The organism is Streptomyces sp. A18 (genome assembly GCF_059026065.1).
This window is the reverse complement of record NZ_JBWLKL010000005.1, coordinates 170,481-196,699: the sequence shown is the minus strand read 5'-3', so window position 1 is coordinate 196,699 and position 26,219 is coordinate 170,481. Positions and strand designations below refer to the sequence as shown.

Genomic DNA, 26,219 nt, shown 5'->3' with positions numbered 1-26,219 from the left:
ATGAACCCGAAGAACCCGAAGAACCCGACGGACCCTACCGACTCGGCGGACCCTACGGACTCGGCGGAGTCGGTGAACCCAGGCTGGCGCGCCGACACCGCGGCCGGCTGCGGCCCCTTCCCCAGCCTCCCCTTCCCCAGCCTGGGGGAGATCGGCCTCCTCATCGTCGCGACAGCCGTGCAGAATCTGGCCCTCACCGGCCGACGGACGGCAGAACGCCGCGGTCGGTACGCGGCAGCCGCCACCGCCCCCGGGAGTCACTGATGGGACGTTCGGTCATGGTCACCGGCGGCAACCGCGGCATCGGACTCGCCGTGGCGACCGCCCTGGCGGCAGACGGCGACCACGTCGCCGTCACGCACAGGGACACCGCACCGCCCGACGGCGAACTGCTCGCCGTACGCGCCGAGATGACGGACACCCGGAGCATCGACACCGCCTTCGAGAAGGCAGAGGCCGCGCACGGACCGGTCGAAGTACTCGTCGTCAACGCGGGCATCACCCGGGACAGACCGTTCCTGCGCATGGACGAGCAGGACTTCACGGACGTCGTCGACGTCAATCTGCACGGCGCCTTCCGCACCGTGCGACGGGCCGTGCGCGGCATGGTGCGGGCGCGCTGGGGGCGGATCGTGCTGATCTCCTCCATGACCTACGCGTACGGGGCGCCGGGCCAGGTCAACTACGCCGCCGCCAAAGCCGGGATGCTCGGCATCGCCCGCTCCCTCGCCTGGGAACTGGGCCCGCGGAACATCACGGTCAACATCGTCGCGCCAGGCCTGATCGACACGGCCATGAGCCGGGAGATCACCGATCGCCGACGCGACCACCTGCTGGCCATCACACCGCTCGGCCGCGTGGGAGAAGCGGCCGACGTGGCTGCCGCCGTGCGCTACCTCGCCGGTGAATCGGGCCGCTACGTCACCGGAGCGGTCCTGCCGGTCAGCGGCGGCCTGGGTCTGGGCGCCTGACCACATCAACGACCACACCCCCGGCTCCGGCCGGGGTCACCCACCCACGACGGGAAGAGAGCACACCATGGGGAACACGAGCACCCCCACACCTGACATCGGCCCCTCGCCGACACTGCACACCGACACCGACACCCACACCGGGACAGCCCCGCAGCGCGGTGTGCACCTGGCGATCTCCGGGACGTACTCCAGCGGGAAGAGCACCACGACCGAGACGCTGTCGATGGCGACGGGCATTCCCCGCACGCACGCGATGACGTCCCGGGAGATCCTCCTGGACCTGGTTCCGGGCAAGCAGGTCCAGGAACTCAGCGCGATGGAACTGACGATGCTCGGGTTGCGTCGGCTCGAGGAGCGGATCCACAACGAGGCGGGGGAGGGGCCGTTCATCTCGGACGGCTCCGTGATCCACGAGTGGATCTACGGCGAGGCACGCATGCGGGTCGGCATCAACCCCGGCGCGAACTTGCTGCTGCGTACGGTGAAGAACGTCGCCGGGCTCCCGGTGAAGCGGTTCTACCGCCAGTACATGGACGCCTACGGCGCGGTCGCCAAGGGCCGCGCCAAACGGATCTACGACGCCTACGTGCACCTGCCGGTCGAGTTCGAGATGAAGGCCGACGGGCACCGGCCGGTCTCGGAGAAGTTCCGGAAGATGTCCGACGACCTGCTGATCGAGACCCTTGAGGAGCTGCAGATCCCCTACCACGTGGTGGGCGGCAGCGTCCGCGAACGCGTGGAGCGGATCGTCGAGATCTTCGGCCTGCCGCTGGTCATGCCGCTCGACGAAGCGATCGAACGGGCAGGAGCGAAGGTGCGCCAGGCCACGGAGGTCCTGGAACAGGACTCCCGCTTCCACGAGGCCCAGCGCGCCAAGTCCCTGCGGCGGCGCATCTCACACGCGGTGCGCTTCTGACCGTGGCTGTGCGGACGGCCGGGTCAGGCGGACCGAGCCCAGGGGCGAGGTCCTGAAGGAGGGCCCGGCCGGCCGCGCGGTGTTCGGCCGGCGCAGATGGGTCCGTCGCATGGAGCAGGGTCGCGATTCCCTCGTGGGCCCCCGGGTGAGGGTGCGGCCTGTGGGGCCCCTTGGGTGATCATGGACGGTGACGGGGGTCTCCGGCGCCGTCCTGACCTGTGGATTCGTAGCGTCGCTGCGTGACCGAAACCTCTCGTTCTCTCTCACGTCCCTCCACGCCACGACTGAAGCGCACCGTGATCACCTGCGCGGCCGTCGCGTTGGCCCTCACGCTCGGCGCCCCGACCGGCCACGCGAGCTGGAGCGCATCGACCGCCAGGAGCGTGACGGCGTCGCAGCGGCCTCAATCGGAGTTCGTGGCCAGGCGTTCCAGGAAGTCGGGCAGGGCGGCGAAGGAGTCGAGGACGTGGTCCGGCGTGCCGGTGGCTGCCCGATGGGTCTCGGGAAGGTATTTGCCGGTCTTGACGAGGACGCCGGTGATCCCGCAGCGCTGGGCGGCGAGCACGTCGGACTCGATGTCGTCGCCGACCATGAGCGTCGCGGACCGGTCGGCGCCGAGGTGGGCGAGCGCGGTGGCGAAGAACGCCTCCGCGGGTTTACCGGTGACCTCTGCCTCGACCCGCGCGGCCTGCTCGAGGCCGGGGAGGAAGGCGCCCGTGTCCAGGTCGAGGCCGTCGGCGGTACGCCAGTAGAGGTTGCGGTGCATGGCCACGAGGCCGGCCCCGCGCTGCAGGTGCCGGAAGGCGCGGTTGAGCGCCGCGTAGCCGAACGCGTCTCCGGCGCCGCCGATGACCACCACGTCCACGTCCAGGTGGGGATCCGCGTCGGCGTCGGACTCGTCGACGAGCGTAACGCCCCTCAGGTCATCCCAGATGTCACCGGCATTGAGCAGCAGACAACGGGCGCGCGGGTGCCGCTCGCGCAGATATGCGGCGGTGACGGTGGGAGCCGTGAGGATGTCGTCGGCAGTGACGGGGAACCCCGCTCCCGCGAGGCGTGCGGAGATCGAGGCCCGGGTCCGCGAGGTCGTGTTGGTGACCAGCGCGAAAGGCGGTCCCGTGGCCCGCAGCCGCTCCATGGCCGCGACTGCGCCGGGCAACGGCTCCCAGGAGACCGTGAGCACACCGTCGATGTCGATCAGGACCGCGTCGACTTGTTCCATACGACCGACGCTAGCCACCCTCGCACGGCCGCGCAGAGAGTCCGCGGCGCACCCGCCCCCGGTTGCGAAATGCGGTGAACGGGGTTACTCCGAAGACAGGGAGGTTCTTTCCGTTCCCTGAGATGGGGCGAGCCTTGTGCTGTTCACCGACCGTGTGGATGCGGGACGCCGCCTCGCCGCAGCTGTGCGGCACCTGCGGGAGGAGAGCCCGGTCGTCCTGGGCCTGCCCCGAGGTGGCGTACCGGTGGCCTTCGAGGTGGCGCGGGCGCTCCACGCCCCGCTCGATGTGATCGTCGTCCGCAAGTTGGGCGTCCCCACCAGGCCGGAACTGGGGTTCGGCGCGATCGGCGAGGGCGATGTGCGGGTCATCAGCGACGAGATCGTGCGCCATTGCGGCATACGGCCCGACGAGCTCGCGGCGGTCGAGCGCCAGGAGGAACAGGAGCTGCGGCGGAGGGCGCGACGGTATCGGGCAGGGAGGCCCCGTGAGGTGATCGAGGGCCGCACGGTGGTCGTGGTGGACGACGGGGTCGCGACCGGTGCCACGGCCACCGCCGCGTGCCGGATCGCACGGGCGGCGGGCGCGGACCGCGTGGTGTTCGCCGCGCCGACGGCTCCGGCGGACACCGTGGACCGGTTGCGCCGGGTGGCGGCCGAGGTGGTGTGCTTGTCCACGCCGGACCAGTTCGGCTCCGTGGGCCAGTGGTACCGAGACTTCTCGCAGACCACCGACGAGGAAGTGATCGCGTGCCTGGCACGGGCCGCGGCCGCCCGGCCGCACGGCCGGTGCGCGCCCGGCCCCGTCGAGGTCGAGTCCGAGGTCGAGGTCGACGTGGATGCGGGCGGGGTCCGCCTCACCGGAGACCTCGCGCTGCCCAAGGGGGCCCCGGCGGTGGTGATGTTCGCCCACGGCTCCGGCAGCAGCCGGCACAGCCCGCGCAACCGGTCGGTGGCTTCGGCCCTGCGCGAAGCGGGCCTCGGCACGCTTCTCTTCGACCTGCTCACGCAGGCCGAGGAGGCCGACCGGGCGAACGTCTTCGACATCGACACCCTGGCCACGAGGCTGTCGGGGGCCACCCGCTGGCTGCGGGAGCGCGAGGCCCTGCCCATCGGCTACTTCGGGGCGAGCACCGGGGCCGCGGCGGCGCTGCGGGCGGCCGCGGACGACGCGGACGTGGGCGCGATCGTGTCCCGGGGCGGTCGGCCCGATCTCGCCGCGCCCCGCCTCGGCGACGTACGCGCACCGACCCTGCTGATCGTCGGCGGGTACGACACGAGGGTGCTCGACCTCAACCGCGCGGCGCAGGCCGAACTGCGCTGCGATCACCGGCTCGAGATCGTCCCGGGGGCCACCCATCTCTTCGAGGAACCCGGAGCCCTCGACGAGGTCGCCGAGTCCGCCCGGGAATGGTTCATCGGGCACTTGGCGGCGGACGCCGATCGGCCCGGGTGAGCCGTGTCTCACCAGGGCGGCGCCCCTTGTTTATGCAACGAGTTGCATAGCAGGATCGGGGCATGGCACTGGAGCACGCGATTCTCGTCTCGCTGCTGGAGAAGCCGGGCTCCGGCTATGAGCTGGCCCGGCGGTTCGAGCGGTCCATCGGCTACTTCTGGACCGCCACCCACCAGCAGATCTACCGCGTCCTCAAGCGTATGGAGAGCGACGGGTGGATCGACGTCCGCGAGGTTCCGCAGCAGGCGCGGCCGGACAAGAAGGAGTACTCCGTCACCGCCCTCGGGCGGTCCGTGCTCTCCCAGTGGCTGCACGAGCCCATCGAGCCCGAGAGCGTGCGACACGAGCTCGCCGTGAAGATCCGCGGCGCGGCTTTCGACGACCCGATCGCGCTGATCCGCGAGGTCGAGAGGCACCGCCAGGCGCACACCGAGCGGCTCGCGCGCTACCTCGCGGGGGAGCTGCGCGACTTCACCGGGCCCGACGCGCCCGCCACGCCCGATGCCGGGCAGGAACTCCAGCATGTCGTGCTGCGCGGCGGCATCGCGTACGAACGGATGACGCTCGCCTGGCTCGACGACGTGCTCGCCACCCTCCACCGGCTCGGCCCCCAGGGCTGAGACGGCCGGACGCTCCACGCCACCACCCCTCACCGAACCTCCCGAGCCGGAAAGGCGAACAACCATGGCCGACCCGCTGCTGTTCAACCCGCGCACCTACGACCCGAAGCAGTTCGACCCCGAGACCCGCAGGCTGCTGCGCGCGACCGTCGACTGGTTCGAGGCCCGTGGCAAGCGGCAGCTGATCGAGGACTACCGCACGCGGGCCTGGCTGGCCGACTTCCTGGAGTTCTCCGCCAAGGAGGGGCTGTTCGCCACCTTCCTCACCCCGGAATCCGCCGCTGCCGAGGGCAACGAGGACGCACGCTGGGACACCGCCCGCATCGCCGCCCTCAACGAGATCTTCGGCTTCTACGGGCTCGACTACTGGTACGCGTGGCAGGTCACCATCCTCGGCCTGGGTCCTGTCTGGCAGAGCGAGAACCCGGCCGCCCGTGCGCGCGCTGCGGAACTCCTGTCCCAGGGTGAGGTGTTCGCCTTCGGCCTGTCAGAGAAGACCCACGGCGCCGACATCTACTCCACCGACATGCTCCTGGAGCCGGACGGTGAGGGCGGCTTCCGCGCCAGCGGCTCCAAGTACTACATCGGCAACGGCAACGCGGCCGGCCTCGTCTCCGTCTTCGGCCGCCGCACCGACGTCGAAGGCCCCGACGGCTATGTCTTCTTCGCCGCCGACAGCCGCCACGACGCCTACCACCTGGTCAAGAACGTCGTCGACTCCTCCAAGTACGTCAGCGAGTTCCGCCTGGAGAACTATCCGGTCGGTCCCGACGACGTCCTGCACACCGGCCGTGCCGCCTTCGACGCCGCCCTCAACACCGTCAACGTCGGCAAGTTCAACCTCTGCACCGCCTCGATCGGCATCTGCGAGCACGCGATGTACGAGGCCGTCACCCACGCCAACAACCGCATCCTGTACGGGCGCCCCGTCACCGCCTTCCCGCACGTGCGCCGCGAGCTGGCCGACGCGTACGTCCGCCTCGTCGGGATGAAGCTGTTCAGTGACCGCGCCGTCGACTACTTCCGCTCGGCGGGCCCCGACGACCGCCGCTACCTCCTCTTCAACCCCATGACGAAGATGAAGGTGACCACGGAGGGCGAGAAGGTCATCGACCTGATGTGGGACGTCATCGCCGCCAAGGGCTTCGAGAAGGACACCTACTTCGCCCAGGCCGCCGTCGAGATCCGGGGCCTGCCGAAGCTGGAGGGCACGGTCCACGTGAACCTCGCCCTGATCCTCAAGTTCATGGGCAACCACCTCCTGGATCCGGCCGATTACGAGCCGGTGCCGACGCGCCTGGACGCGGCCGACGACGACTTCCTCTTCCGGCAGGGACCCGCCCGCGGCCTGGGCGCGATCCGCTTCCACGACTGGCGCACCGCCTATGACGCGTACGCGGAGGTGCCCAACGTCGCCCGCTTGCGCGAACAGGCCGACGCCCTCTGCGAGTTCGTCAGGACGGCAGCCCCCGGCGAGGAGCAGAGCCGCGACCTCGACCTCCTGCTCGCCGTCGGCCAGCTCTTCGCCCTCGTCGTGCACGGCCAGCTGATCCTGGAGCAGGCGCGCCTGACGGGTCTGGACCAGGACGTGCTCGACGAGCTGTTCGCGGTTCTCGTACGCGACTTCTCCGCGCACGCCGTCGAACTGCACGGCAAGGACTCCGCCACCGCGGACCAGCAGAGCTGGGCGCTGGGCGCGGTGCGCCGACCGGTCGTCGACGAGGAGCGCTCGGCACGGGTGTGGGAGCGCGTCGAGGCACTGGCCGGTGCGTACGAGATGGCGCCGTAGCACGCGACAAGAAGGGGCCCATGTCCGGCGACGGCGTGGGCCCCTACGCCTGGGCGACGCACTCCGGGCACAGCCCCCGATAGGTCACCTCGGCCTCGGAGACCGTGAAGCCGAAGCGCTCGGAGGCCGGAAGGGCGGCCAGGGGGTCGCCGCCGGGGTGTACGTCGCGGATGGCGCCGCAGCCCGAACACACCAGGTGCTGGTGGGGGTGGTGGGCGTTCGGGTCGTACCGCTTCGCGCGGCCGGTGGCCACCTCGATCACCTCGCCGAGCGAGACCAGCTCGCCGAGCGTGTTGTAGACAGTGGCGCGGGAAATCTCCGGCAGCCGGGCCGTGGCGCGCGCGAGCACTTCGTCCGCGGTCAGGTGGACGTGTTCACCGTCGAGCACTTCGGCGACCACCCGGCGCTGAGCGGTCATCCTCCAGCCACGTCCGCGGAGCCGTTCCAGGAGATCGCTCATGTCTACCAGCCTAACTGTGTGCAGCGTCTGACAACCGAATGCGTACGGACCCGTCTGTCGTATTGACTTGGACTTGGTCCATCGTAGGATCAGTTCCGGCCGACGGCCAAGGGACAGGGCAACAGCAGGGAACAGCACGTGACTTCAGGAGACGGGTCCGCTCGCCCCGGCATCCGGTGCGTTCGCCCCGACATCCAATGCCCCGCTCGCGGAGAAACAATCCCGCGAGCAGGCGGGCGACCTCGGCCTGGAACTGATGCCCCAGCCGTCCCTCGGCGCCCCAGACCGTTCCGTCGTTCGCAGTTCCTGAGCACCGTGATCCGCCCCGTCCGGAAGGATTCCCATGACTGAGAACCATGACGCGATCGTCACCGACCCCGAGCCGGAAGGGACCGGCGGTTGCCCGGTCGCGCACGGTCGCGCGCCGCACCCGACCCAGGGCGGCGGAAACCGCCAGTGGTGGCCGGAGCGGCTCAACCTGAAGATCCTCGCCAAGAACCCCGCCGTGGCCAACCCCCTCGGTGAGGAGTTCGACTACGCCGAGGCGTTCAAGAGCCTCGACCTGCCGGCCGTGAAACGGGACATCGCCGAGGTCCTCACGACCTCGCAGGACTGGTGGCCCGCCGACTTCGGCAACTACGGCCCGCTCATGATCCGCATGGCGTGGCACAGCGCGGGCACGTACCGCATCAGCGACGGCCGCGGCGGCGCCGGAGCCGGGCAGCAGCGCTTCGCACCGCTCAACAGCTGGCCGGACAACGCCAGCCTGGACAAGGCCCGCCGTCTGCTGTGGCCGGTGAAGAAGAAGTACGGCCAGAACCTCTCCTGGGCCGACCTCATGGTCCTCACCGGCAACGTCGCCCTGGAGACGATGGGCTTCGAGACCTTCGGCTTCGCCGGCGGCCGCGCCGATGTCTGGGAGCCCGACGAGGACGTGTACTGGGGCCCGGAGACCACCTGGCTCGAGGACGAGCGCTACACCGGCGACCGTGAGCTGGAGAACCCGCTCGGCGCGGTCCAGATGGGTCTCATCTACGTCAACCCCGAGGGCCCCAACGGCAACCCGGACCCGGTTGCCGCGGCCCGCGACATCCGTGAGACGTTCCGCCGCATGGCGATGAACGACGAGGAGACCGTCGCGCTCATCGCCGGCGGCCACACCTTCGGCAAGACCCACGGCGCGGGACCGAGCGAGGCCGTCGGCGACGACCCCGAGGCCGCGCTCATGGAGCAGCAGGGCCTCGGCTGGAAGAACACCCACGGCACCGGCGTGGGCAAGGACGCGATCACCAGCGGTCTCGAGGTCATCTGGACCACCACGCCCACGAAGTGGGGCCACGACTTCTTCAAGCACCTCTTCGAGTACGACTACGAGCTCACCCAGAGCCCGGCGGGTGCAAACCAGTGGGTGGCGACGAACGCCGAGGCGGTCATCCCCGACGCCTTCGACACGTCGAAGAAGCGCCCCCCGATGATGCTCACCACCGACCTGTCGCTGCGCTTCGACCCGGTCTACGAGCAGATCTCGCGGCGTTTCTACGAGAACCCGGACCAGTTCGCGGACGCGTTCGCCCGCGCCTGGTACAAGCTGACGCACCGTGACATGGGCCCGATCGTGCGCTACCTCGGCCCGGAGGTGCCCGACGAGGTGCTGCTGTGGCAGGACCCGCTGCCGGCGGCCGAGGGCGAGCCGGTCGACGCGTCGGACGTCGCATCGCTCAAGGAGAAGATCCTCGCCTCGGACCTCACCACCGCGCAGCTGGTCTCCGCGGCCTGGGCCGCGGCGTCCTCCTTCCGTGGCAGCGACAAGCGCGGTGGCGCCAACGGCGGCCGTATCCGTCTGGAGCCGCAGCGCAGCTGGGAGGTGAACAACCCGGACGACCTCGCGCAGGTGCTGCGTACGCTCGAGGGCATCCAGTCGTCCTTCAACTCCGGTGCCAAGAAGGTCTCGCTGGCCGACCTGGTCGTCCTCGGCGGCTCGGCGGCGGTCGAGAAGGCGGCCAAGGACGCGGGTGTCCAGGTCGAGGTGCCGTTCACGCCGGGCCGTGTCGACGCCGCGCAGGAGCAGACGGACGTCGAGTCGTTCGCCGCGCTGGAGCCGACCAACGACGGCTTCCGCAACTTCGTCGGCAAGGGCAACCGCCTGCCGGCCGAGTTCCTGCTGATCGACAAGGCGAACCTGCTGACCCTGAGCGCGCCCGAGCTGACGGTCCTCGTCGGCGGACTGCGTGTCCTCGGCGCCAACCACGCCGGGTCGAAGCACGGCGTGTTCACGGACAAGCCGGGCACCCTGTCGAACGACTTCTTCGTCAACCTGCTCGACATGGGCACGACCTGGAAGTCGACGTCCGAGGCGCAGGACGAGTTCGAGGGCCGTGACGCGAGCGGCGCGGTCAAGTGGACCGGCACCCGCGCCGACCTGGTCTTCGGCTCGAACTCCGAGCTGCGCGCGCTCGCCGAGGTCTACGCGAGCGACGACGCGAAGGAGAAGTTCGTGAAGGACTTCGTCGCGGCCTGGGACAAGGTCATGAAGCTCGACCGGTTCGACCTCGTCTGAGTCCGGCACCCTTGCACAACACGTCCGGGCCGGCCCACGCGGGCCGGCCCGGACGTCGTATCAGCCGTCCATGAGCGTCCGGGCGTCGACCGGAAGCCCCGTCACGAAGGACTGGTTCGCGGCCAGGCCCGTGGCCAGGGAGAGTGCTCCGTCGCCTGCGTCCGCCGCGCGGCCGAGCGAGTCCCCCTCGCCGGGCGTCCGCCCGCCGAAGAGGTCGGCGAGCATCCGCACGTCCCCGCCGCCGTGCCCGCCCACGCCTGAGGGCACCTTCACTTCCCGCGGCTCCTCCCAGAAGCGGCGCAGCAACAACTGCGTACGGCCCGCCTCGTCCCCGACCACCGCGCCGTGCATGACCGCGCTCGCGCCCTCGGTCCGCGCGGCGGGGCGCGTCCAGGTGGATTCCTCCACGAGGAGTTCGATGCGTCCCTCGCTGCCGTTGAAGGCGATGCGGTAGCCCTCCCAGGGCGCGTACGCGGTGAGGTGGTACGTGAGGGTCGCGCCGGACGAGTAGCGCACGAGGACCGCCATGTCGTCCTCGATGCTCACCCCGGGCCCGAACACGTTCTGGTCGCGGTGGTAGCCGTCCTCGGCCTCCGCCTCCAGGTACAGGGCGCTGAGTACGGACGAGTCGGCCAGGCGGATGGCGAAGGGGTCGCCATCGGCGGCGGAGGATCCGTGGGCGCGGGTGTAGTCGTGGGCCAGGCCGCGCCGGTTGCCCGCCGTGTCGCCGTAGAAGAAGAGCCCGCCCTGGGCGTAGACGGTTTCGGGCCGCGCGCCGAGCCACCAGTTGACCAGGTCGAAGTGGTGGGTGGCCTTGTGCACCATCAGGCCGCCGGAGTTCGCCTTGTCGCGGTGCCAGCGGCGGAAGTAGTCCGCGCCGTGCCGCAGATCGAGCAGCCACTCGAAGTGCACCGAGCCGACCTCCCCGATCTCGCCGTCCGCGATGAGCTCGCGCACCGCCGAGTGCACCGGGTTGTAGCGGTAGTTGAAGGCGACTCCGACCTGACGGCCGGTGCGGCGCTGGGTGTCGAGGATGCGCCGGGCGCGCTCGGCCGTCGTGGTCATCGGCTTCTCGGTGACCACGTCGCAGCCCGCTTCGAGTGCCCGCACGATGTAGTGGTCGTGCAGGTGGTCGACGGTGCACACCACGACGAGGTCGACGCGCTCACGGCGCAGCATCTCCTCGAAGTCGTCCGCGGCGTAGGCGGGTACGGGCGGGCGGCCGGGGCGGGCGGTCGAGATCCAGCCGTTGTGGACGGCCATGCGGTGCGCGTTGGTGTCGCAGAAGCCGGCCAGTTCGATGCGGTCCGCGTAGGGACCGGCGAGCGCCTCGGTGAAGAGCTGGGCACGGGCGCCGAGTCCCACCACGGCACAGCGGCGACGGCGCGCGGCGTCGAGGGGCATGCGGGATTCCCTTCGGGGAGTTGGTGCGTGCGGTGTCCGGGTGTGGGTGTCGCGGGGGGGAGGTGGTGAGCGTGCGGCAACGTCCGCCGTCCACATATTGAGTCGATTCACTTTTCGGCTCCGAGGTCTTGTCCTGACATTCCCCCGGTGCCTAGGGTCGGCCCCAGTGCAAGCGCTTTCTAAGCTCGTTCGAGGAGACCGTATGTCCTCCACCCCCACGCGTCTACGGGCCGCCGTCGTCGGCACGGGCGGCATCGTGACCGGCAGTCATCTGCCTGCCCTGCGGACCCATTCCGACCGGATCGAGCTGAGAGCCGCCGTCGATGTCGACCCGGCCAGGCTCGCTGCCTTCCGCGCGGAGGCAGGGGCGACGGGCAGGGAGGTCGAGGGCTATGCCGACTTCGACTCGATGCTCGACGCGGTCCGCCCCGACCTGGTGTTGATCGGCACCCCGCCGTCGCTGCACCGGACGCAGACCGTGGCCGCGCTGAAGGCCGGCGCATGGGTGCTGTGCGAGAAGCCGCTGTGCCTGGCGCTCGCCGAGTACGACGAGATCGCCGCCGCCGAGGAGGCCTCGGGAACGTACGCATCGGTGGTCTTCCAGCACCGGTACGGCTCGGGCGCCGTCCACGCCCGTGAGCTGATCGCGGGCGGCGAGCTCGGCGCACCCCGGGTCGCGCACTGCCAGACCACCTGGCACCGGGACAGCGCCTACTACGCGGTGCCGTGGCGCGGCCGGTGGGAGAGCGAGGGCGGCGGCCCCACCATGGGGCACGGCATCCACCAGTTCGACCTGCTCCTGCATCTGCTCGGCGACTGGACCGAGGTGCGCGCGATGGCGGCCCGCCTCGTCCACGACACCGAGAGCGAGGACGTCTCGACCGCCCTGGTGCGCTTCGCGAACGGCGCGCTCGCCACCGTCGTCAACAGCGTCCTGTCCCCGGACGAGGTCAGCCGCATCCGCGTCGACTGCGCCGACGCGACGGTCGAACTCACGCACCTCTACGGCCACTCCAACGAGGACTGGGTCTACACCCCGGCCCCGCACGTCGACGCCGGGCGCGCGGACGCCTGGCGGACGCCCGCCGCCGACGTACCCAGCTCGCACGCCGCCCAGCTGGGCGCCCTCCTCGACGCGTACGAGCAGGGCGTACGGCCGCCGGGCAGCGGTGCCGACGCCCGGCGCACCCTCGAATTCGCCGCCGCGCTCTACAAGTCGGCGTTCACCGGACGGCCGGTGCTCGCGGGCGAGATCGCCGCCGGTGACCCCTACTACCCGGCCATGCATGGCAGCCACCCCGACTGGAGCCCCCAGCGATGACGATTCAGGTCACCCACACCCACGGCGAGCGCATCACGGTCCGGGCCGCCGGCGTCGAGCTGCTCAGCTACGTCTACGCGCCCGACCCGGATGCCTTCGAGGCCCGCAAGCCCTACATCCACCCCCTGCGCACCCTCGCAGGGAACCAGGTCTCGGGGTACCGCCCGAACGACCACCGCTGGCACAAGGGCCTCCAGATGACCGCGAGTCATCTGTCGGGGCAGAACTTCTGGGGCGGCAACTGCTACGTCCACGGCGAGGGATATCTGCGTCTGCCGGAGCGGGTCGGATCGATGCGCCACGACGGCTTCCCCGCCCTCGACGTCGAGGAGGACCGCTTCCACCTCGCCGAAGAGCTCACCTGGATCGCCAACGGCGGCCAGGAATGGGCCAGGGAAGAGCGCGGCATCACCGTCCACTCGGTCGACGAGGAAGCCGGATCCTGGGCCCTGGACTGGTCGATCCGCCTGACCAACATCCGCGACGAACCCCTGCGATTCGGCTCGCCGACCACCGCCGGACGCGACATGGCCGGATACACGGGCCTGCAGTGGCGCGGGCCGCGCGACTTCACCGGCGGCGACGCCTTCGGCCCCGACGACGAGAAGGACGCGGCAGGCCTCATGGGAACCCAGGGCCCCTGGCTCGCCTTCACCGCCGAACACGACGACGTGGACGCGCACTCCACGCTGGTCTTCGCGCACGCCCCCGAGAACCTGGACGAGGCGAGCGCGATCCACGCGTCGCACTGGTTCGTACGCTCCGAACCCATCCCGACCGTCGCCTTCTCCTGGGCGTTCTTCGACGAGTTCACGCTGGCACCCGGCGCGTCCTTCACCTACCGCTACCGCGTCCTGGTCGCCGACGGCGCCTGGGACCGCGACCGCGTCGCCACCCACCTGAAGGGACTGACATGGTGAGCCTCCCGCACCCGCTGCCCGGAGCCGTCGGTCTCTCGCACCTGAGCGCCTACGCATGGGAGGCCGCCGACGGAGTCTGCGGCGGCAGCCCGCACCTGCACCTGGTGTGCACCGAGGCGTACGTCGTCACCGGTGGCCGCGGCGCCGTCCAGACGCTCAGCCCCGACGGCTACCGCGAGGTCCCCCTGGAAGCAGGCTCCGTCGCGTGGTTCACGCCCGGCACCGTGCACCGCATGGTGCAGGGCGGCGACCTGCGGATCACGGTCCTGATGCAGAACAGCGGCCTGCCCGAGGCCGGGGACGCCGTCTTCACCTTCCCGCCCGACGTGCTCGCCGACCCTGAGCGATACGCCGCCGCGGCGAAGCTCCCCGCGAAGGAAGGACCGGAGGCGGAAGCCGCCGCACGCAAACGCCGTGACCTGGCCGTCGAGGGGTACCTGCCGCTGCGCGAGGCGCTCAGGGCCGGGGACAACGGCCCCTACCTGGAGTTCCAGCAGACAGCGGCCCGGCTCGTGCGGGACAAGGTCCCCACCTGGCGCGAGCTGTGGCGGGCCGGAGCCCTTGCCACCGCCGAGCGCACCGGCGCACAGCTCGACGCACTCGAGTCCGGCAGCCCTGAGTACCTGGCCGGCTCGGGCTCGTACGACAGCCGCCCTTCGCGCACCGGGGGCTACGGCATGTGCGGGCGCCGCGACGAGTACGAACTGCCGGGCACCACCCTCCCGTACCACGGCGAGTAGCCGCGCCCTCCACAAGAAGAACCCGTCAAGAAACCAGAGAGGAGAGGTGCATCGGCATGCCCGGAAACAGGACGACGAGGTCCTGCGCGACGGCCGCGGTGCTCACGCTCAGCGTGCTGCTCACCGGCTGCGGCGGCTCGGACGATTCGAGCGGCGGCGGCAAGACCGTGCTGCGCTACACCTGGTGGGGAAACCCGGACCGGGCCGCCCGAACCCAGGAAGCTGTCGCGCTGTTCGAGAAGGAGCACCCCGGGGTCGAGGTGCAGACCTCGTTCGCCGGCTACGAGGCGTACAAGCAGAAGCTCGCCACCCAGGCGGCGGGCGGCGACGCCCCGGACGTGATGCAGCTCGACTACCGGCAGATCGACCAGTACGCGTCCGGCGGCATCCTCCTCGACCTCGGGAAGCAGAAGAAGGCCCTGCGCACGGATGAGGTCGACCCCGGCCTCCTCGCCACCGGCGCCGTGGACGACACCCAGTACGCGATCCCGCAGGGCCGCGGCACCGAGACCCTCGTGTACGACGCCAAGCAGTGGAAGGCAGCCGGGGTGGAGCTCCCGCGCAAGGGCTGGACCTGGGACGAATGGGCCGCCGCCATGCGGGAGTTGGCGAAGAAGGCGGGGAAGCCGGGATCCATCGACCCCGGACAGAGCGAGGACTGCTTCGAGGTGTGGCTGCGCGGCCAGGGCAAGGACCTCTACACCAAGGACCGCGGCCTCGGCTTCACCGCCGATGACCTGACCCGCTGGTGGACCTTCACCGACAAGCTGCGGCGCGAGGGCGCGGTGTCGTCCGCCGAGCAGACCACGCAGCTCGACGGGTCGGTGGAGAACCAGCCGCTGGCGCGCGGCACGGCGGTCGCCGACTTCAACTGGGACGCGCCCGCCAGCGGGTACATGCCGATCCTGGGCGAAGGCCTCACCCTCGCCCCGATGCCTTCGGGTTCGGACGGGACCCCCGGCCAGTACTTCAAGCCCTCGATGTTCATGGGCGCGGCGGCGAGCACCGAACACCCGGAGGAATCCGCCGAGTTCATCGACTTCATGATCAATGACGAGAAGGCGGCGGCGATCCTCGGCGCCTCGCGCGGCATCCCCGTCAACGAGCCCATCCGCGACGACCTCGGCCCCGAGCTGAAGGATTTCGACAAGACCGTCGCCGACTACCAGGACTCCGTCGACGGCAGCCTCAAGACACCGCCACAGGCCCCGCCCAGCGGCGACACCTCCCTGCAGACCACCTTCCAGCGCGACTACGACCAGGTGTCGTTCGAGCAGATGACACCGCGCGAGGCAGCGGAGGACTTCATCACCGAGGCGGAGGCGGAGCTGAGGTCATGACCACCACCGACGTACCCGCGAAGGCCGCGCGGGCGAAGAGCCCCGCACCACCGCGGCAGCAGCGCCGACGGCGTCAACGTGAAGGCGCCGCATGGGTGTTCCTCTCGCCCTGGGTCCTCGGCGCCGTCGTCCTGACGCTGCTCCCGATGGCCGTCTCGCTGTATCTGTCCTTCACGGACTACGACTTGTTCAACGCCCCGCGCTGGGTGGGCTTGCGCAATTACGTCCAGATGTTCACCGAGGACCCGCGCTACTGGCGCTCCGTCGGCGCGACATTGACGTACGTCGTCATCGCCGTACCGCTGCAACTGGCGCTCGCCCTTGCCGTCGCGCTCGCCCTGAAGTCCATGAGGCGCGGCAAGTCCTTCTACCGGTCCGCTTTCTACGCCCCCTCGCTGCTCGGCGCCTCCATGTCGATCGCGTTGGTGTGGCGGGCGGTCTTCAACGACGGCGGCACCGTCGACAACCTCCTCGCGGACATCGGCATCCACACCGGCGGCTGGGTCAACAAACCCGGCTGGGCACTGCTCGCCGTGGCGCTCCTGACCGTCTGGCAGTTCGGCGCCCCCATGGTGATCTTCCTTGCGGGGCTGCAGCAGATCCCCGTCGAGCTCTACGAAGCCGCATCGGTGGACGGGGCCAGCCGCAAACGGCAGTTCATCTCCATCACGCTGCCGATGCTGTCGCCGGTGCTCTTCTTCAACCTGGTGCTCCAGACCATCCAGGCCTTCCAGGTGTTCACCCCCGCCTTCGCGGTCAGCGGAGGCAAGGGCGGCCCCGCCGACTCCACCCTCTTCTACACGCTCTACCTCTACGACCGCGGCTTCGTCGCCTCCCACATGGGCTACGCGTCCGCCATGGCCTGGGTCCTGCTGATCGCCATCGGAGCCGTCACCGCGGTGCTCTTCCGCACCTCGCGCTCCTGGGTCTTCTACGCGCACGAGGGGGAGCGATGACCACCACCGCCACCACTGTGGGCCGTCGGTCCTTTCCCTGGCGCCGCGTGGCGCTGCACGCAGGGTGCCTGGCCGCGCTCCTGGTGATGCTCTATCCGCTGGCCTGGCTCGTCGCCACGTCGCTCAAGCCCGCCGACGAGGTGATCGCGAGCCTGAACCTGCTGCCCAGCAAGCTGGAGTGGTCGAACTACTCCACCGCGCTCGACGGCGTGGACGACGTGTCCGTCGTACGGCTGCTCTCCAACTCCCTGCTGATCGCGGGCGGCGCGGTCCTGGGCAACGTACTGAGCTGCTCGCTCGCGGCCTACGCCTTCGCGCGGTTGCGGTTCCGCTTCCGCGGGCCGCTCTTCGCCTTCATGATCGCGACGATCATGCTGCCGCACCACGCGGTCCTGATCCCGCAGTACATCATCTTCAACCAGCTCGGCATGGTGAACACCTACTGGCCGCTGATCCTGCCGAAGTTCCTCGCCACCGAGGCGTTCTTCGTCTTCCTCATCGTGCAGTTCATGCGCGGCCTGCCGCGCGAGCTGGAGGAAGCCGCCAGGATCGACGGGTGCGGTCCGTTCCGGAGCTTCTTCCTGGTCGTCCTGCCGCTCACCAGGCCCGCGCTGATCACCACCGCGATCTTCACCTTCATCTGGACCTGGAACGACTTCTTCACGCAGCTGATCTATCTCTTCTCGCCGGAGAAGTTCACGCTCACGCTGGCGCTGCGGTCCTTCGTGGACGCTTCCAGCCAGTCGGCGTTCGGCCCGATGTTCGCCATGTCGGTCATCGCGCTGCTTCCGATCGTGCTGTTCTTCCTCGCCTTCCAGCGCTTCCTGGTCGAGGGCATGGCCAACTCCGGGGTCAAGGGATGAGCGTGCGGACCCGCGAGCCGGGCGAGATCTTCGGGCCCCGGATGACCTTGTTCGCGGATGTGCTGGTCATCGGCGTGATCACGGCGCTCGCCTGCCTGCCGCTGATCACCGCTCCGGCGGCGATCTCCACCGCGTGTGCCATCGTGCGCGGCACCAGGGACGCCCGGCCCGCCACAGCGGGGCGATACGCGGCGCTGCTGCGTGAACGGCTGCGTCCCGGTGACCTCGCCGCGGGCGCGGTCGCGCTCGCCGGGGTGCTGCTGCTCGCGGCCGACCTGGCGCTCGCCGGGGCGGGGCTTCCGGGTGCCCGCGTCTTCGCCGTGACGGCCGCGGCGATCGGAGCGTGCGCCGTGGTGGTGGGGCTGCGCGCCTGTGCCTGCCCCGAATCGCTCACCGACTGGCGCGCCGCGGTGCGCGGCGCCGCGGGCGATGCGGCCTCGGACCTGGGCGGCAGCGCCCTGGTGCTGCTCGCCCTCGCGGCAGCCGGGCTGTGCGCCTGGATGATGCTGCCGCTCGCGTTCCTCGCGCCGGGGCCGCTGGCCCTCGCGCTCACCGCCATCGACGTACGCACGCACCATGGGGAGACAGCGTGATCGCCCGCAGAACCTTCCTCGCCACCTCCGCCACGGCCACCGCCACGGGCATCGGGGGCATCTCCGGCCCGTCGGCGACAGCGGCGGACGGGCCGGCACCCGAACGGCCCCGGCAGGACGCCGACTTCGTCGCCTTCCTCACCACGGCGGCCGACGCCCGCTCCGACGCCGTCCTCGACGGGTACGGCGACCACATCACCGAGCTGCGCGATCAGGGCAAGGCCCGCGCCGCAGCCCGCAGCCTGCGCACGCTCGCCTCCGTCCACGGGCACGCCGCGTCGGCGTACCACCATGACGCGGCGCTCCTGCGCCCACTGCGAGAACTCGCGGACACCCTCGCCGAGGAACAGTTCGACGACGGGCTGTGGGACCAGGGCGCCGTCCACTCACCGCCCGACACCGCCTTCTCCGTCGTCGACCTCAACATCGCGTACGCCCTGCTCGACAAGGACGGCGAACGGTCCACCGTTGAGCTGCGCGCGACGGTCGAGCGGATCCTGCGCAAGGCGGGCCCCGGACTCGCCGACGGAGGTGTGCACACCGCCAACCACCGCTGGCTGGTGTGCTCCGCGCTCTCCCGCATCCACCGGCGCTGGCCCGACCCCTCGTATCCCAGGCGCATCGACGCCTGGCTCGCGGAGGGCATCGACCAACTGGCGGGCGGCGAGTACAGCGAGCGCAGTCCCACGTACTCGGCGGTCGTCACCAACCCGGCCCTGCTGACCATCGCCCGCTTCCACGACCGACCCGACCTGTACGCACACGTACGGGACAACCTCACCGCCTCGCTGTACGTCACCGAGCCCAACGGCGAGGTGGAATCGGTCCATTCGCGCCGCCAGGACCAGGCCGCGCTGCGCCACCTGCCCGAGTTCTGGCTGCAGTACCGGGAGTTGGCGATCCGCGACGGCAACGGGACGTTCGCGGCGGTCGCCGCGCTGCTGCGGGAGCGCGGCGCCGGGCAGACCTTCGGCGAGACCCCGCTGGGCGACCGGCTCGCCGAAGTCCTCGACCGCACCGAGCTCGCCCGTGAACTGCCGGCGGTGAAGGCGCTGCCGACCGACTTCGAGCACCACGACGACAGCTGCCGCCTGGTGCGCGTGCGTCGCGGCGAGCGGACGGCGAGCATCTTCGGTGGCACGGACCTGCCCGAGGTGCACGCCATCTCGTCGGGGCTCTCCACAAACCCCACGTTCTTCAAGATGCGCAAGGGCGCCGCGATCCTCGACTCGCTGCGGATCGCCCCGCAGTTCTTCTCGCTCGGTCCCTTCCGTTCCGAGGGCCTTGAGCGGAAGGGCGACGCGTGGCGGCTGCACGCGGAGACCCGCGCGGCGTTCCACCAGCCGCTGCCCCGGCGCCACCGCCGAAAGGACGGGCTCTACCCGCTCACTGACGACGGGCGCTTCTGGTCGGCGATGGACTTCCCGCACCGGCCCAAGGAGTACCGGGCGCTGCGTACGGAGATCCTGGTGCGCGAGACGGACGACGGCGGCTGGGAGTTGTCCTTCGACGTGTCGGAGTCCGCGGTGCCGCTGGCCGTCGAACTGTGCTTCCGGCGGGGCGGGGAGCTGTCGGGCAGGGGCCTGGAGCCGGTCGCCGGAGCCGACGACACGTACCAGCTCGTCAGCGGCGAGGCGGCCTACACGGTCGGCGACGACCGGATCACCTTCGGCCCCGGCAACGGGAAGGGCGGCAAGCAGCCTCCCGTGGTCGAGCCGGGGGAGCGCTACACCTGGATGAACGGCTCGCTTGCCCCGGACGGCATCCGGGTCCTGATCACCGGGCGTTCGCCGCTGACGTATCGGATGACCCTGCGCTGACGTGCTCGTCGAACTTCGGGCGGCGGGCGAAGAAGACGAACTCCCTGCCCGGACGGTCCGGGGCCTCGCGGATCTGCTCCACGACGTATCCGTGCGCGGTGAGCGAGGCGGTCACTTCGTCGCGCTCGCGGAAACGCAGGGTCGAGTCGGAAGTGAGGGTCTCGCCGGTCCCGGTGAGGAGGTAGGTGTGGCGGAAGGACACCAGCGGCAGGCTCACGTCGGTGACGTCCACCCAGGTCTCGACGTCCCCGACGCCCTCGACGGTGACCGTGCGGCGGGTCGCGGCGGCGTTCCACTCCTCCCACGCCCGGCGGGCCGGGTCGCGGGTCTCGAAGACGAGGTGCCCGCCGGGCCGCAGCGCGGCACGGATGGCGCGCAGCGTGCCGTCCCAGGCCTCCGGTTCAGCGATCGCCTGGGCGACGTTGCCGGTCATGGTGGCCAGGTCGACCCGCAGCTCCGGGAGCGCCGTCGCGTCGCCGTGGATCCACCGCACCCGTTCGCCGCCGGGCTTGGACCGCGCGACGTCGAGGGAGGCCGCGGCAGGGTCGACGCCGGTCACCCGCAGGCCTCGGCCGGCGAGCAGCAGCGCGAACGTACCCGTGCCGCAGCCCACGTCGAGCACCTGACGTGCCTTCAACTCCTCTGCGACGTCGGCGTACACGTCCAGGTCGGCCCGGTCCACTTCCAGTGGATCGTAGAGCGCCGCCAGCCTTGGGTTCTCGAACAATTCGTCTGCCACGCGCGGCACGCTATCAACGGGGGGCGGCGGGGGCGGCACTGGTTTTCGTGCCGCCCCCGCCGCCCCCGCTGCCCCGCCGTTCCTGCCGTGACCTAGCGGCCGACGGTCAACTCCTGGATTCCCGCGGGCTTCTTCGCGTCCTCGGAGGTGAACGTCACCCGGACGTAGCGGGCGGTGGTGTCACCGTCCGGCTCGGCGGTCTTCCAGTGCTGTCCGTCGAGCGAGGTCTGCACCGTGTGCTTCGTCGGCTTCACGTCCGTCCAGTGCGGCGTGATCTCGGCGATCCGGGAGACCTTGCCGAGGTCCGCGGTGAGGGTGGCGCGGGCGGCGTCGGGCACCCAGGCGGTGGCGGTGCTGCCGTCGAGGGCCGCGTCCGCGTACTGGCCGGGCTGCTCCGAACTGGCCTTCGCCGACCGGCACCTGGCGAGGTTGTCGGTGGGCTCCAGGTCCGGGCGGCGGGTCTTGATGTGCGCGGGCGCGTCCTGGCTCACGACCTGCTTGCCCTGCGGGGTCTCGATCTCGAAGGGCTCGCCGTGCGTGAGGCGCACCGTCGTCTCGTGGGCGCCGATGGCGATGTCGTACGTACGGCCCTGCCAGCGCTGCCCGTTGAGCTTGACGCCCTGGGAGAGCTGCGGCGGCAGCATCGGGTCGAGGTGCACGCCGTTCTCGCGCATCCGCATCCCGGTCAGGCCGTTGGTGAAGACCTGGAGGAAGCCGCCCTGGCCGGTCGTGAAGTTCTGCGCGGGGGAGCCCGACAGCGGGTCGGAGGCTCCGGCCTTGTCGCCGCGGGCCTCGGAGAACACGTTGAACGGGCCGCGTGAGAAGGGCCGGATGGAGCGCGTCAGGTAGGTGTACGCGGAGCAGCCGGGCTCACCGATGGCGGCGGCGTCGATGGCGTGCACCGAGTCGGTCATGGCGGGGCCGTCCGGGTCGGTGCGGGCCGCGTAGTAGTCGAGGGTGTTCGTGGCGGCCTGCTTCGACATCGGCCACTCCAGCGGGTACATCAGGAGCACGGTGTCCGCCTGCTTGATCACCGAGCCCTTGTAGCCGTCGTACTGCTGGAAGACCTGCTTCTCCTTGTCGTAGGGGATGCGCAGCTTGTCGGCGACCGTGTTCCAGTTCGCGGGTGCGTCCTTGCCGAGGAGCTTCGCGGCGCGGGCCGCGGTGCGCAGGGTGGTGGCGGCGCCCGCGTTGGTGAAGACGCCGTCGTCGACGCCGTTGCTGTACTCGTCGGGACCTGCGACGTCCTTGATGGAGTAGCTGCCGTCGGCGTTGCGCGTGGCGCGGTCGGCCCAGAACTCGGCGATCCCCTTGATCACCGGCCAGCCACGGGTGCGCAGCCACTGGTCGTCCTTGGTGGCGAGGTAGTACTGCCAGGCGGCCAGGGCGATGTCGCTCTGCAGGTGGTTCTGGGTGCGGCAGTGGGGCGGGTCGACGCTGTGGCACTCGGCCTTGAGATCGCCCTTGCTCGCGCTGGTCCAGGGGTAGAACAGGCCGCTGTGGCCGAGCTTCTCGGCGTTGGCGCGGGCGCCGTCCCGGGTGCGGTAGCGGTAGTCCACCACGGACTTGGCGAGGTCGGGGTGGGCGGCGAGCAGCGCCGGGTACATCCAGGTCTCCGCGTCCCAGAAGATGAGCCCCGCGTAGTTGTCGCTGCTCAGGCCGGTGGGGGAGATGCTGTCGGCCGAGCCGGTGCGGGTGCTGGAGAGCAGCCCGTACTGGGCCGACCGCACCCACGACTGGAGTTCGCCCTGTCCGGGCACCTCGATGTCGCTGCGCCAGAGCTTGCGCCAGGCGGCGGTGTGGCCGGCGAACAGGGCGTCCCAGCCGCGCCCCGCCGCGCGCTGCGAGGCCGCGACGGCGGCGCGCTCCGGGGTGCGGGAGGTCAGCGCGGTGTCGACGCCCACGTACTTGGTGAGTTCGTAGGTCTGCCCGGAGCGGACCGGGACGCCGACGGACTGGTGTGCGCTCAACTTGCGGGCGGTAGCTGAGGTTTGTTCATTTCCTGTACGCGCTCCGTGCCCCGCGCGGAGCGTCGACGCGACAGCCCCTTCGGTCTTCGTGCCCTCCGTGCGGAACCCCACGGCCATCGTCTGACCGCCGGAGCGTGCGCCGCCGCCGGTGGGCGTGATGCGCCGGGCGCCGCGGCCGTCGATGCGGTCGGTGACCTTCGCGTGGCCGTCCCAGTGCGGGGTCATGCGCAGGCGTACGGCTCCGACATGGGGGTTCGTGCGGTCCGCGAGGACCTCGTAGCTGAGGTCGGTGGCCCGCCCGTCGGCCGCCGTCCAGGTGAGCTCGGTCCGCACCAGGCCACGACGCCGGTCGAGGCTCTGCCGGTAGTGCGAGATGCGGGCGGCCGGCGTCTCGGAGGTGAACGTCTCGGACGCCGGCCCGCCGGTGGACACCGTGAGCGGGGTCCAGGTGGGGATCGCCGCGGCGACCTGGCGGTTCTCGGTGGTGTCCTTGTGGTGCGCGTAGAGCCCGGAGACGAAGGAACCGTCGTAGCGGGGGGTGAACAGCGGCCATCCGGTCTTGTCCTTGGAGTCGGCATAGCCGGCTCCGTTGGGCGCGACGCGCTGGCCGAGATATCCGTTGCCGACGAAGGCGTGGTAGGTGTCCTTCGCGTCGATGCGGGTCGACGTCAGCGTCCAGTCGTCATGGGGGGACGCGGGCGTCGCAGGCCCGTCGGTTCTCGGCGTCGCGTTGTCGGCCGCCGCGGTGGGGGGAACGGCCGCCGCCAGGACACCCACGAGGAAGGGTGCGATGAACCGGGCCGTGCGGGGGAGGGACCTCATTGTGCTCCGTTGCGGGGTCGCCGGGGAAGGTCAGGCGACCATAAAGATGTGAACGGTCCGCGTCAATGAATCGCACGGTGCGTTGAAGAATCAAACGAACTCATCAGTAGGCATCGAGCAGTAGGCATCGAGGTCTGGGACCGGTGGCCCTGTGGGGCCGGGGTACGCCGTGCGAGGCGGCCCATGGCGCTGGCTGATTCCTGCGGGGCCCGCGGGGCGCATTCACCTGAGGGGTTGTCAGTACCATTTCACATTACTACGTTACGCATCACATGGCGTGACCCAGGCTCCTCAAGTGCCGCTGGCGGCTTGGAAGTTGGCGCCCGTACGTCCACCGCACCATGCGCACGCACCGCCCTGTTCGGCCCACCTCCCACACACCAGGAGCCTGTCGTGCACCAGCCCCGTACTCTGCGCAGATCCGTGGTCGCCGCGGCGATATCCGTGACGCTGTGCGCCACCGCCGCGCCGATCGGCCACGCGGACGACCCCGCTCCCGACCGGCGTCCGGTCACCGCCTCACCCGCCGCACCGGGACCTGAGGCGCCGAGCCCGTTCGACCGGGTCGACCGCCGCGCCCACGCTCCGAAGTCCGCCACCTGGAAGCTCCCCGCCCCCGGCGGGCTCGCCGACGGCCGCGTGCCCGGCCCCCGTACGAAGAAGGCAAAGGCCGCGGGCGAGGCGCCCCGCGCCACCGTCGGCAAGGCGGCGGTGCCGTGCACTCTCGACGGGGTCACCAGGCTGTCGCCCGCGGAGTTCACCGCGTTCCTCGCCGATCCGGCCGTCACCGCCGACGGCTGTCTGCGCGGGCTCATCTGGACCTGGGACGCGCGCCTCGCCCCGGTCATGTCCGGCGCGCACATCCAGGCCGTCTCCCAGCGCATCACCCGCCTCGCCGCGTCCCACGACGGCACCAACCGCGGCCACCTCCTCGAGATGTTCACGTACTTGCACGCCGTCTCCTACCAGGCCTTCTCGCACGACGAGGTCGACATCGCCGACCCGTCCACGCTGGCCGCCATGCGCCGGGCCGTGGATGCCTTCGGCACGGCTGCCCGCGCCTTCGACGCCACCCGGTCCAACGCCGAGACGCTGCGCGAGGCGCTGACCGCGGCCGGCGCGACGGGGCTTCGCCAGCATCAACTGCCGCTCGTCAAACGGGTCCTGGCGACCATGGACGCCGCCCACCCCGACACCGCCCAGGACCCCAGTTGGGCAGGTGCCGCCCTCGCCGCGCTCACCCTGAACTACCTCGGCGTCCATCCCGGCAACCGCGACACCGCCTTCCGCGCCGCGGTGGCCGCCGACCCCTCCTACCGCGCCGCCTTCGAGGCGTTCGCCGGGCACACCCACCTCAAGGGCAAGCCCAACGCCTGGGTGGTGCGCGACGCGCTGAGCGAGTACGGCCGCATGGGCCAGATCGACGCCCTGCGCACCGAGATCGTCGCCGGGCTCGGTCCGCTCCTGGACCGCACCGCCCGCAACTTCGGTGACGGCAGCGCTCCTTGGGCGAAGGTCGTCACCTGGCTGATCGAGTTCGACGCCTGCAAGCCGTACCAGGTGTGCAGGCAGGACATCGAGCGCCGCCTCTTCCCGCAGACCTATGCGTACGACGCCGGCGACATGCTGGTCCGCACCGCGCTCGACCGCGACACGGTCGATCAGCTCTACTACGCGAGCAAGCAGGTCAAGGCCCAGTTCCACCGCGTCGTCGGCACCCAGCAGCCGCTCGGCGGCGACCCCAACACCACCCTGAACACGGTCCTGTACGCCTCGCGCGCCGACTACGAGAACTTCCACCCGCTGCTGACCGGCATGGGCACCGACAACGGCGGCGTCTACATCGAGCGCGGCGCGACCTTCTACACCTACCAGCGGCGTGTCCCCCAGGACTCCTCGCTCACCCTCGAAGAGCTCTTCCGCCACGAGTACACGCACTACCTCAACGGCCGCTGGGCGGTGCCCGGCTTCTTCGGTGAGGGGCCGTGGTACGAAGGCGACCGGACGACGGCGATGGACGAGGGCACCGCGGAGTTCCTCGACGGTGCCACGCGCGACGACGGCATCAAGGTCCGCAAGTCCCTGATCCAGGGCATCATCGACGACACCGCGAGCGGCGGCCCGCGCATGACCGTCGACCAGCTGCTGCACGCCACGTACGACGGGGACGGCTTCCGCTTCTACGACTACGCGGGCGCGTTCTTCGAGTTCCTGTGGACCGAACGCCCCGCGCTGATCAAGGAGATGTACCGCTACCTGCGCTCCGACGATCCGGCCAGCTTCGACGCCTGGCGCGATCGCCTCGGCCGCGACGCGGGCCTGCAGAGCGCCTTCGACTCCTTCCTCGACAAGCAGATCGCGCACGTCGACGACCTCTTCGTGCCCGACACCGAGTACGTCCCCGTCGACCAGCTGCGCGCAAGCACCGCCGACCAGGTGCGCTCCTCGTTCGCCGCGACGACCGGCATCAGCCCCGACTGCCGCTCCGTCGACGCCCCCGCGCGCCCGCGGTTCGTGTGCACCGGCCGGATCACCGCGAACCTCAGCGACGCGGCCAGCCCCGACCTCGTCTTCAAGGACATGTCCGAGACCGTCGACACCTTCATCCTCGATCGCGCATCGGGCGGCGACAACAACCTCACCGACATGAACTGCGCCTTCGGCGAGGTGGACATCTGGACCAATGGCCGCGCCGGGACGTCGGACTACACCTGCGAGGGTCCGCTGCGCGGGTGACGTC

Annotated in this window: 21 protein-coding genes; 16 read left to right on the top strand and 5 right to left on the bottom strand. The window is 70.6% G+C overall.

Features of this window, described 5'->3' with window-relative positions; all coding sequences use genetic code 11:
* The 3 genes from AC5P1C_RS10965 (at position 1) to AC5P1C_RS10955 (ending at position 1,890) form a co-directional block, all read left to right on the top strand.
* Positions 1-264, top strand: a complete 264-nt coding sequence (locus tag AC5P1C_RS10965; RefSeq protein WP_493865544.1) for a hypothetical protein — start codon at positions 1-3, stop codon at positions 262-264.
* Positions 264-971 (top strand): 3-oxoacyl-ACP reductase FabG, encoded by a 708-nt coding sequence (gene fabG, locus AC5P1C_RS10960; RefSeq protein ID WP_493865543.1) that lies wholly within the window; start codon positions 264-266, stop codon positions 969-971. The genes AC5P1C_RS10965 and fabG overlap by 1 nt, the downstream gene beginning before the upstream one ends.
* A 67-nt stretch (positions 972-1,038) precedes the next feature.
* A complete protein-coding gene (locus tag AC5P1C_RS10955; protein WP_493865542.1) occupies positions 1,039-1,890 on the top strand; it encodes an ATP/GTP-binding protein in 852 nt (283 codons plus the stop codon).
* Positions 1,891-2,293: 403 nt separating this feature from the next.
* Here the strand turns inward: AC5P1C_RS10955 and AC5P1C_RS10950 are convergent, their stop codons facing one another.
* A complete protein-coding gene (locus tag AC5P1C_RS10950; protein ID WP_493865541.1) occupies positions 2,294-3,112 on the bottom strand; it encodes an HAD-IIA family hydrolase in 819 nt (272 codons plus the stop codon).
* A 136-nt stretch (positions 3,113-3,248) separates the two neighbouring features.
* On the opposite strand from AC5P1C_RS10950, the gene AC5P1C_RS10945 reads away from it, so the two are divergent.
* The 3 genes from AC5P1C_RS10945 (at position 3,249) to AC5P1C_RS10935 (ending at position 6,974) form a co-directional block, all read left to right on the top strand.
* Positions 3,249-4,565 (top strand): phosphoribosyltransferase family protein, encoded by a 1,317-nt coding sequence (locus tag AC5P1C_RS10945; RefSeq protein ID WP_493865540.1) that lies wholly within the window; start codon positions 3,249-3,251, stop codon positions 4,563-4,565.
* A gap of 62 nt (positions 4,566-4,627) precedes the next feature.
* Positions 4,628-5,185: a PadR family transcriptional regulator gene (locus AC5P1C_RS10940; RefSeq protein ID WP_493865539.1), complete on the top strand. Its 558-nt coding sequence runs from the start codon at positions 4,628-4,630 to the stop codon at positions 5,183-5,185.
* Between the two features lie 64 nt (positions 5,186-5,249).
* A complete protein-coding gene (locus tag AC5P1C_RS10935) occupies positions 5,250-6,974 on the top strand; it encodes an acyl-CoA dehydrogenase family protein (RefSeq protein ID WP_493865538.1) in 1,725 nt (574 codons plus the stop codon).
* A 43-nt stretch (positions 6,975-7,017) separates the two neighbouring features.
* Here the strand turns inward: AC5P1C_RS10935 and AC5P1C_RS10930 are convergent, their stop codons facing one another.
* Entirely contained in the window at positions 7,018-7,434 is a 417-nt protein-coding gene (locus tag AC5P1C_RS10930; protein ID WP_493865537.1) for a Fur family transcriptional regulator, read from the bottom strand.
* A gap of 343 nt (positions 7,435-7,777) precedes the next feature.
* Here AC5P1C_RS10930 and katG point away from each other — a divergent pair, with 343 nt between their 5' ends.
* On the top strand, positions 7,778-9,991 hold the full coding sequence (katG, locus tag AC5P1C_RS10925; protein ID WP_493865536.1) for a catalase/peroxidase HPI: 2,214 nt from the start codon (positions 7,778-7,780) through the stop codon (positions 9,989-9,991).
* Between the two features lie 60 nt (positions 9,992-10,051).
* Here the strand turns inward: katG and AC5P1C_RS10920 are convergent, their stop codons facing one another.
* Positions 10,052-11,395 (bottom strand): Gfo/Idh/MocA family protein, encoded by a 1,344-nt coding sequence (locus AC5P1C_RS10920; protein ID WP_493865535.1) that lies wholly within the window; start codon positions 11,393-11,395, stop codon positions 10,052-10,054.
* 202 nt (positions 11,396-11,597) lie between these two features.
* Here AC5P1C_RS10920 and AC5P1C_RS10915 point away from each other — a divergent pair, with 202 nt between their 5' ends.
* The 8 genes from AC5P1C_RS10915 to AC5P1C_RS10880 are packed head-to-tail and all read left to right on the top strand — an operon-like array spanning position 11,598 to position 19,948.
* Positions 11,598-12,716, top strand: coding sequence for a Gfo/Idh/MocA family protein (locus tag AC5P1C_RS10915; RefSeq protein ID WP_493865534.1), 1,119 nt, complete (start codon positions 11,598-11,600; stop codon positions 12,714-12,716).
* Complete coding sequence (locus AC5P1C_RS10910) at positions 12,713-13,636, top strand: DUF6807 domain-containing protein (RefSeq protein ID WP_493865533.1); 924 nt, start codon at positions 12,713-12,715, stop codon at positions 13,634-13,636. The genes AC5P1C_RS10915 and AC5P1C_RS10910 overlap by 4 nt, the downstream gene beginning before the upstream one ends.
* On the top strand, positions 13,630-14,376 hold the full coding sequence (locus AC5P1C_RS10905; protein WP_493865532.1) for a cupin domain-containing protein: 747 nt from the start codon (positions 13,630-13,632) through the stop codon (positions 14,374-14,376). Before AC5P1C_RS10910 ends, AC5P1C_RS10905 begins: the two co-directional genes overlap by 7 nt.
* A 56-nt stretch (positions 14,377-14,432) precedes the next feature.
* Positions 14,433-15,716 (top strand): ABC transporter substrate-binding protein, encoded by a 1,284-nt coding sequence (locus AC5P1C_RS10900; protein WP_493865531.1) that lies wholly within the window; start codon positions 14,433-14,435, stop codon positions 15,714-15,716.
* The gene (locus AC5P1C_RS10895) at positions 15,713-16,672 is read left to right on the top strand and encodes a carbohydrate ABC transporter permease (protein ID WP_493865530.1); all 960 of its coding nucleotides are present in this window, start codon (positions 15,713-15,715) and stop codon (positions 16,670-16,672) included. The genes AC5P1C_RS10900 and AC5P1C_RS10895 overlap by 4 nt, the downstream gene beginning before the upstream one ends.
* Positions 16,669-17,535, top strand: a complete 867-nt coding sequence (locus AC5P1C_RS10890) for a carbohydrate ABC transporter permease (protein WP_493865529.1) — start codon at positions 16,669-16,671, stop codon at positions 17,533-17,535. The genes AC5P1C_RS10895 and AC5P1C_RS10890 overlap by 4 nt, the downstream gene beginning before the upstream one ends.
* Positions 17,532-18,128, top strand: a complete 597-nt coding sequence (locus tag AC5P1C_RS10885) for a hypothetical protein (RefSeq protein ID WP_493865528.1) — start codon at positions 17,532-17,534, stop codon at positions 18,126-18,128. The genes AC5P1C_RS10890 and AC5P1C_RS10885 overlap by 4 nt, the downstream gene beginning before the upstream one ends.
* Positions 18,125-19,948, top strand: coding sequence for a hypothetical protein (locus tag AC5P1C_RS10880; RefSeq protein WP_493865527.1), 1,824 nt, complete (start codon positions 18,125-18,127; stop codon positions 19,946-19,948). The genes AC5P1C_RS10885 and AC5P1C_RS10880 overlap by 4 nt, the downstream gene beginning before the upstream one ends.
* Here AC5P1C_RS10880 and AC5P1C_RS10875 read toward each other — a convergent pair.
* Together AC5P1C_RS10875 and AC5P1C_RS10870 are read right to left on the bottom strand one after the other, a co-directional pair.
* Entirely contained in the window at positions 19,905-20,687 is a 783-nt protein-coding gene (locus AC5P1C_RS10875) for a class I SAM-dependent methyltransferase (RefSeq protein ID WP_493865526.1), read from the bottom strand. The genes AC5P1C_RS10880 and AC5P1C_RS10875 overlap by 44 nt on opposite strands.
* 92 nt (positions 20,688-20,779) lie before the next feature.
* Entirely contained in the window at positions 20,780-23,479 is a 2,700-nt protein-coding gene (locus AC5P1C_RS10870; protein ID WP_493865525.1) for a discoidin domain-containing protein, read from the bottom strand.
* 393 nt (positions 23,480-23,872) lie between these two features.
* On the opposite strand from AC5P1C_RS10870, the gene AC5P1C_RS10865 reads away from it, so the two are divergent.
* Entirely contained in the window at positions 23,873-26,215 is a 2,343-nt protein-coding gene (locus AC5P1C_RS10865) for a collagenase (protein WP_493865524.1), read from the top strand.
* The last annotated feature ends 4 nt before the right edge of the window (positions 26,216-26,219 follow it).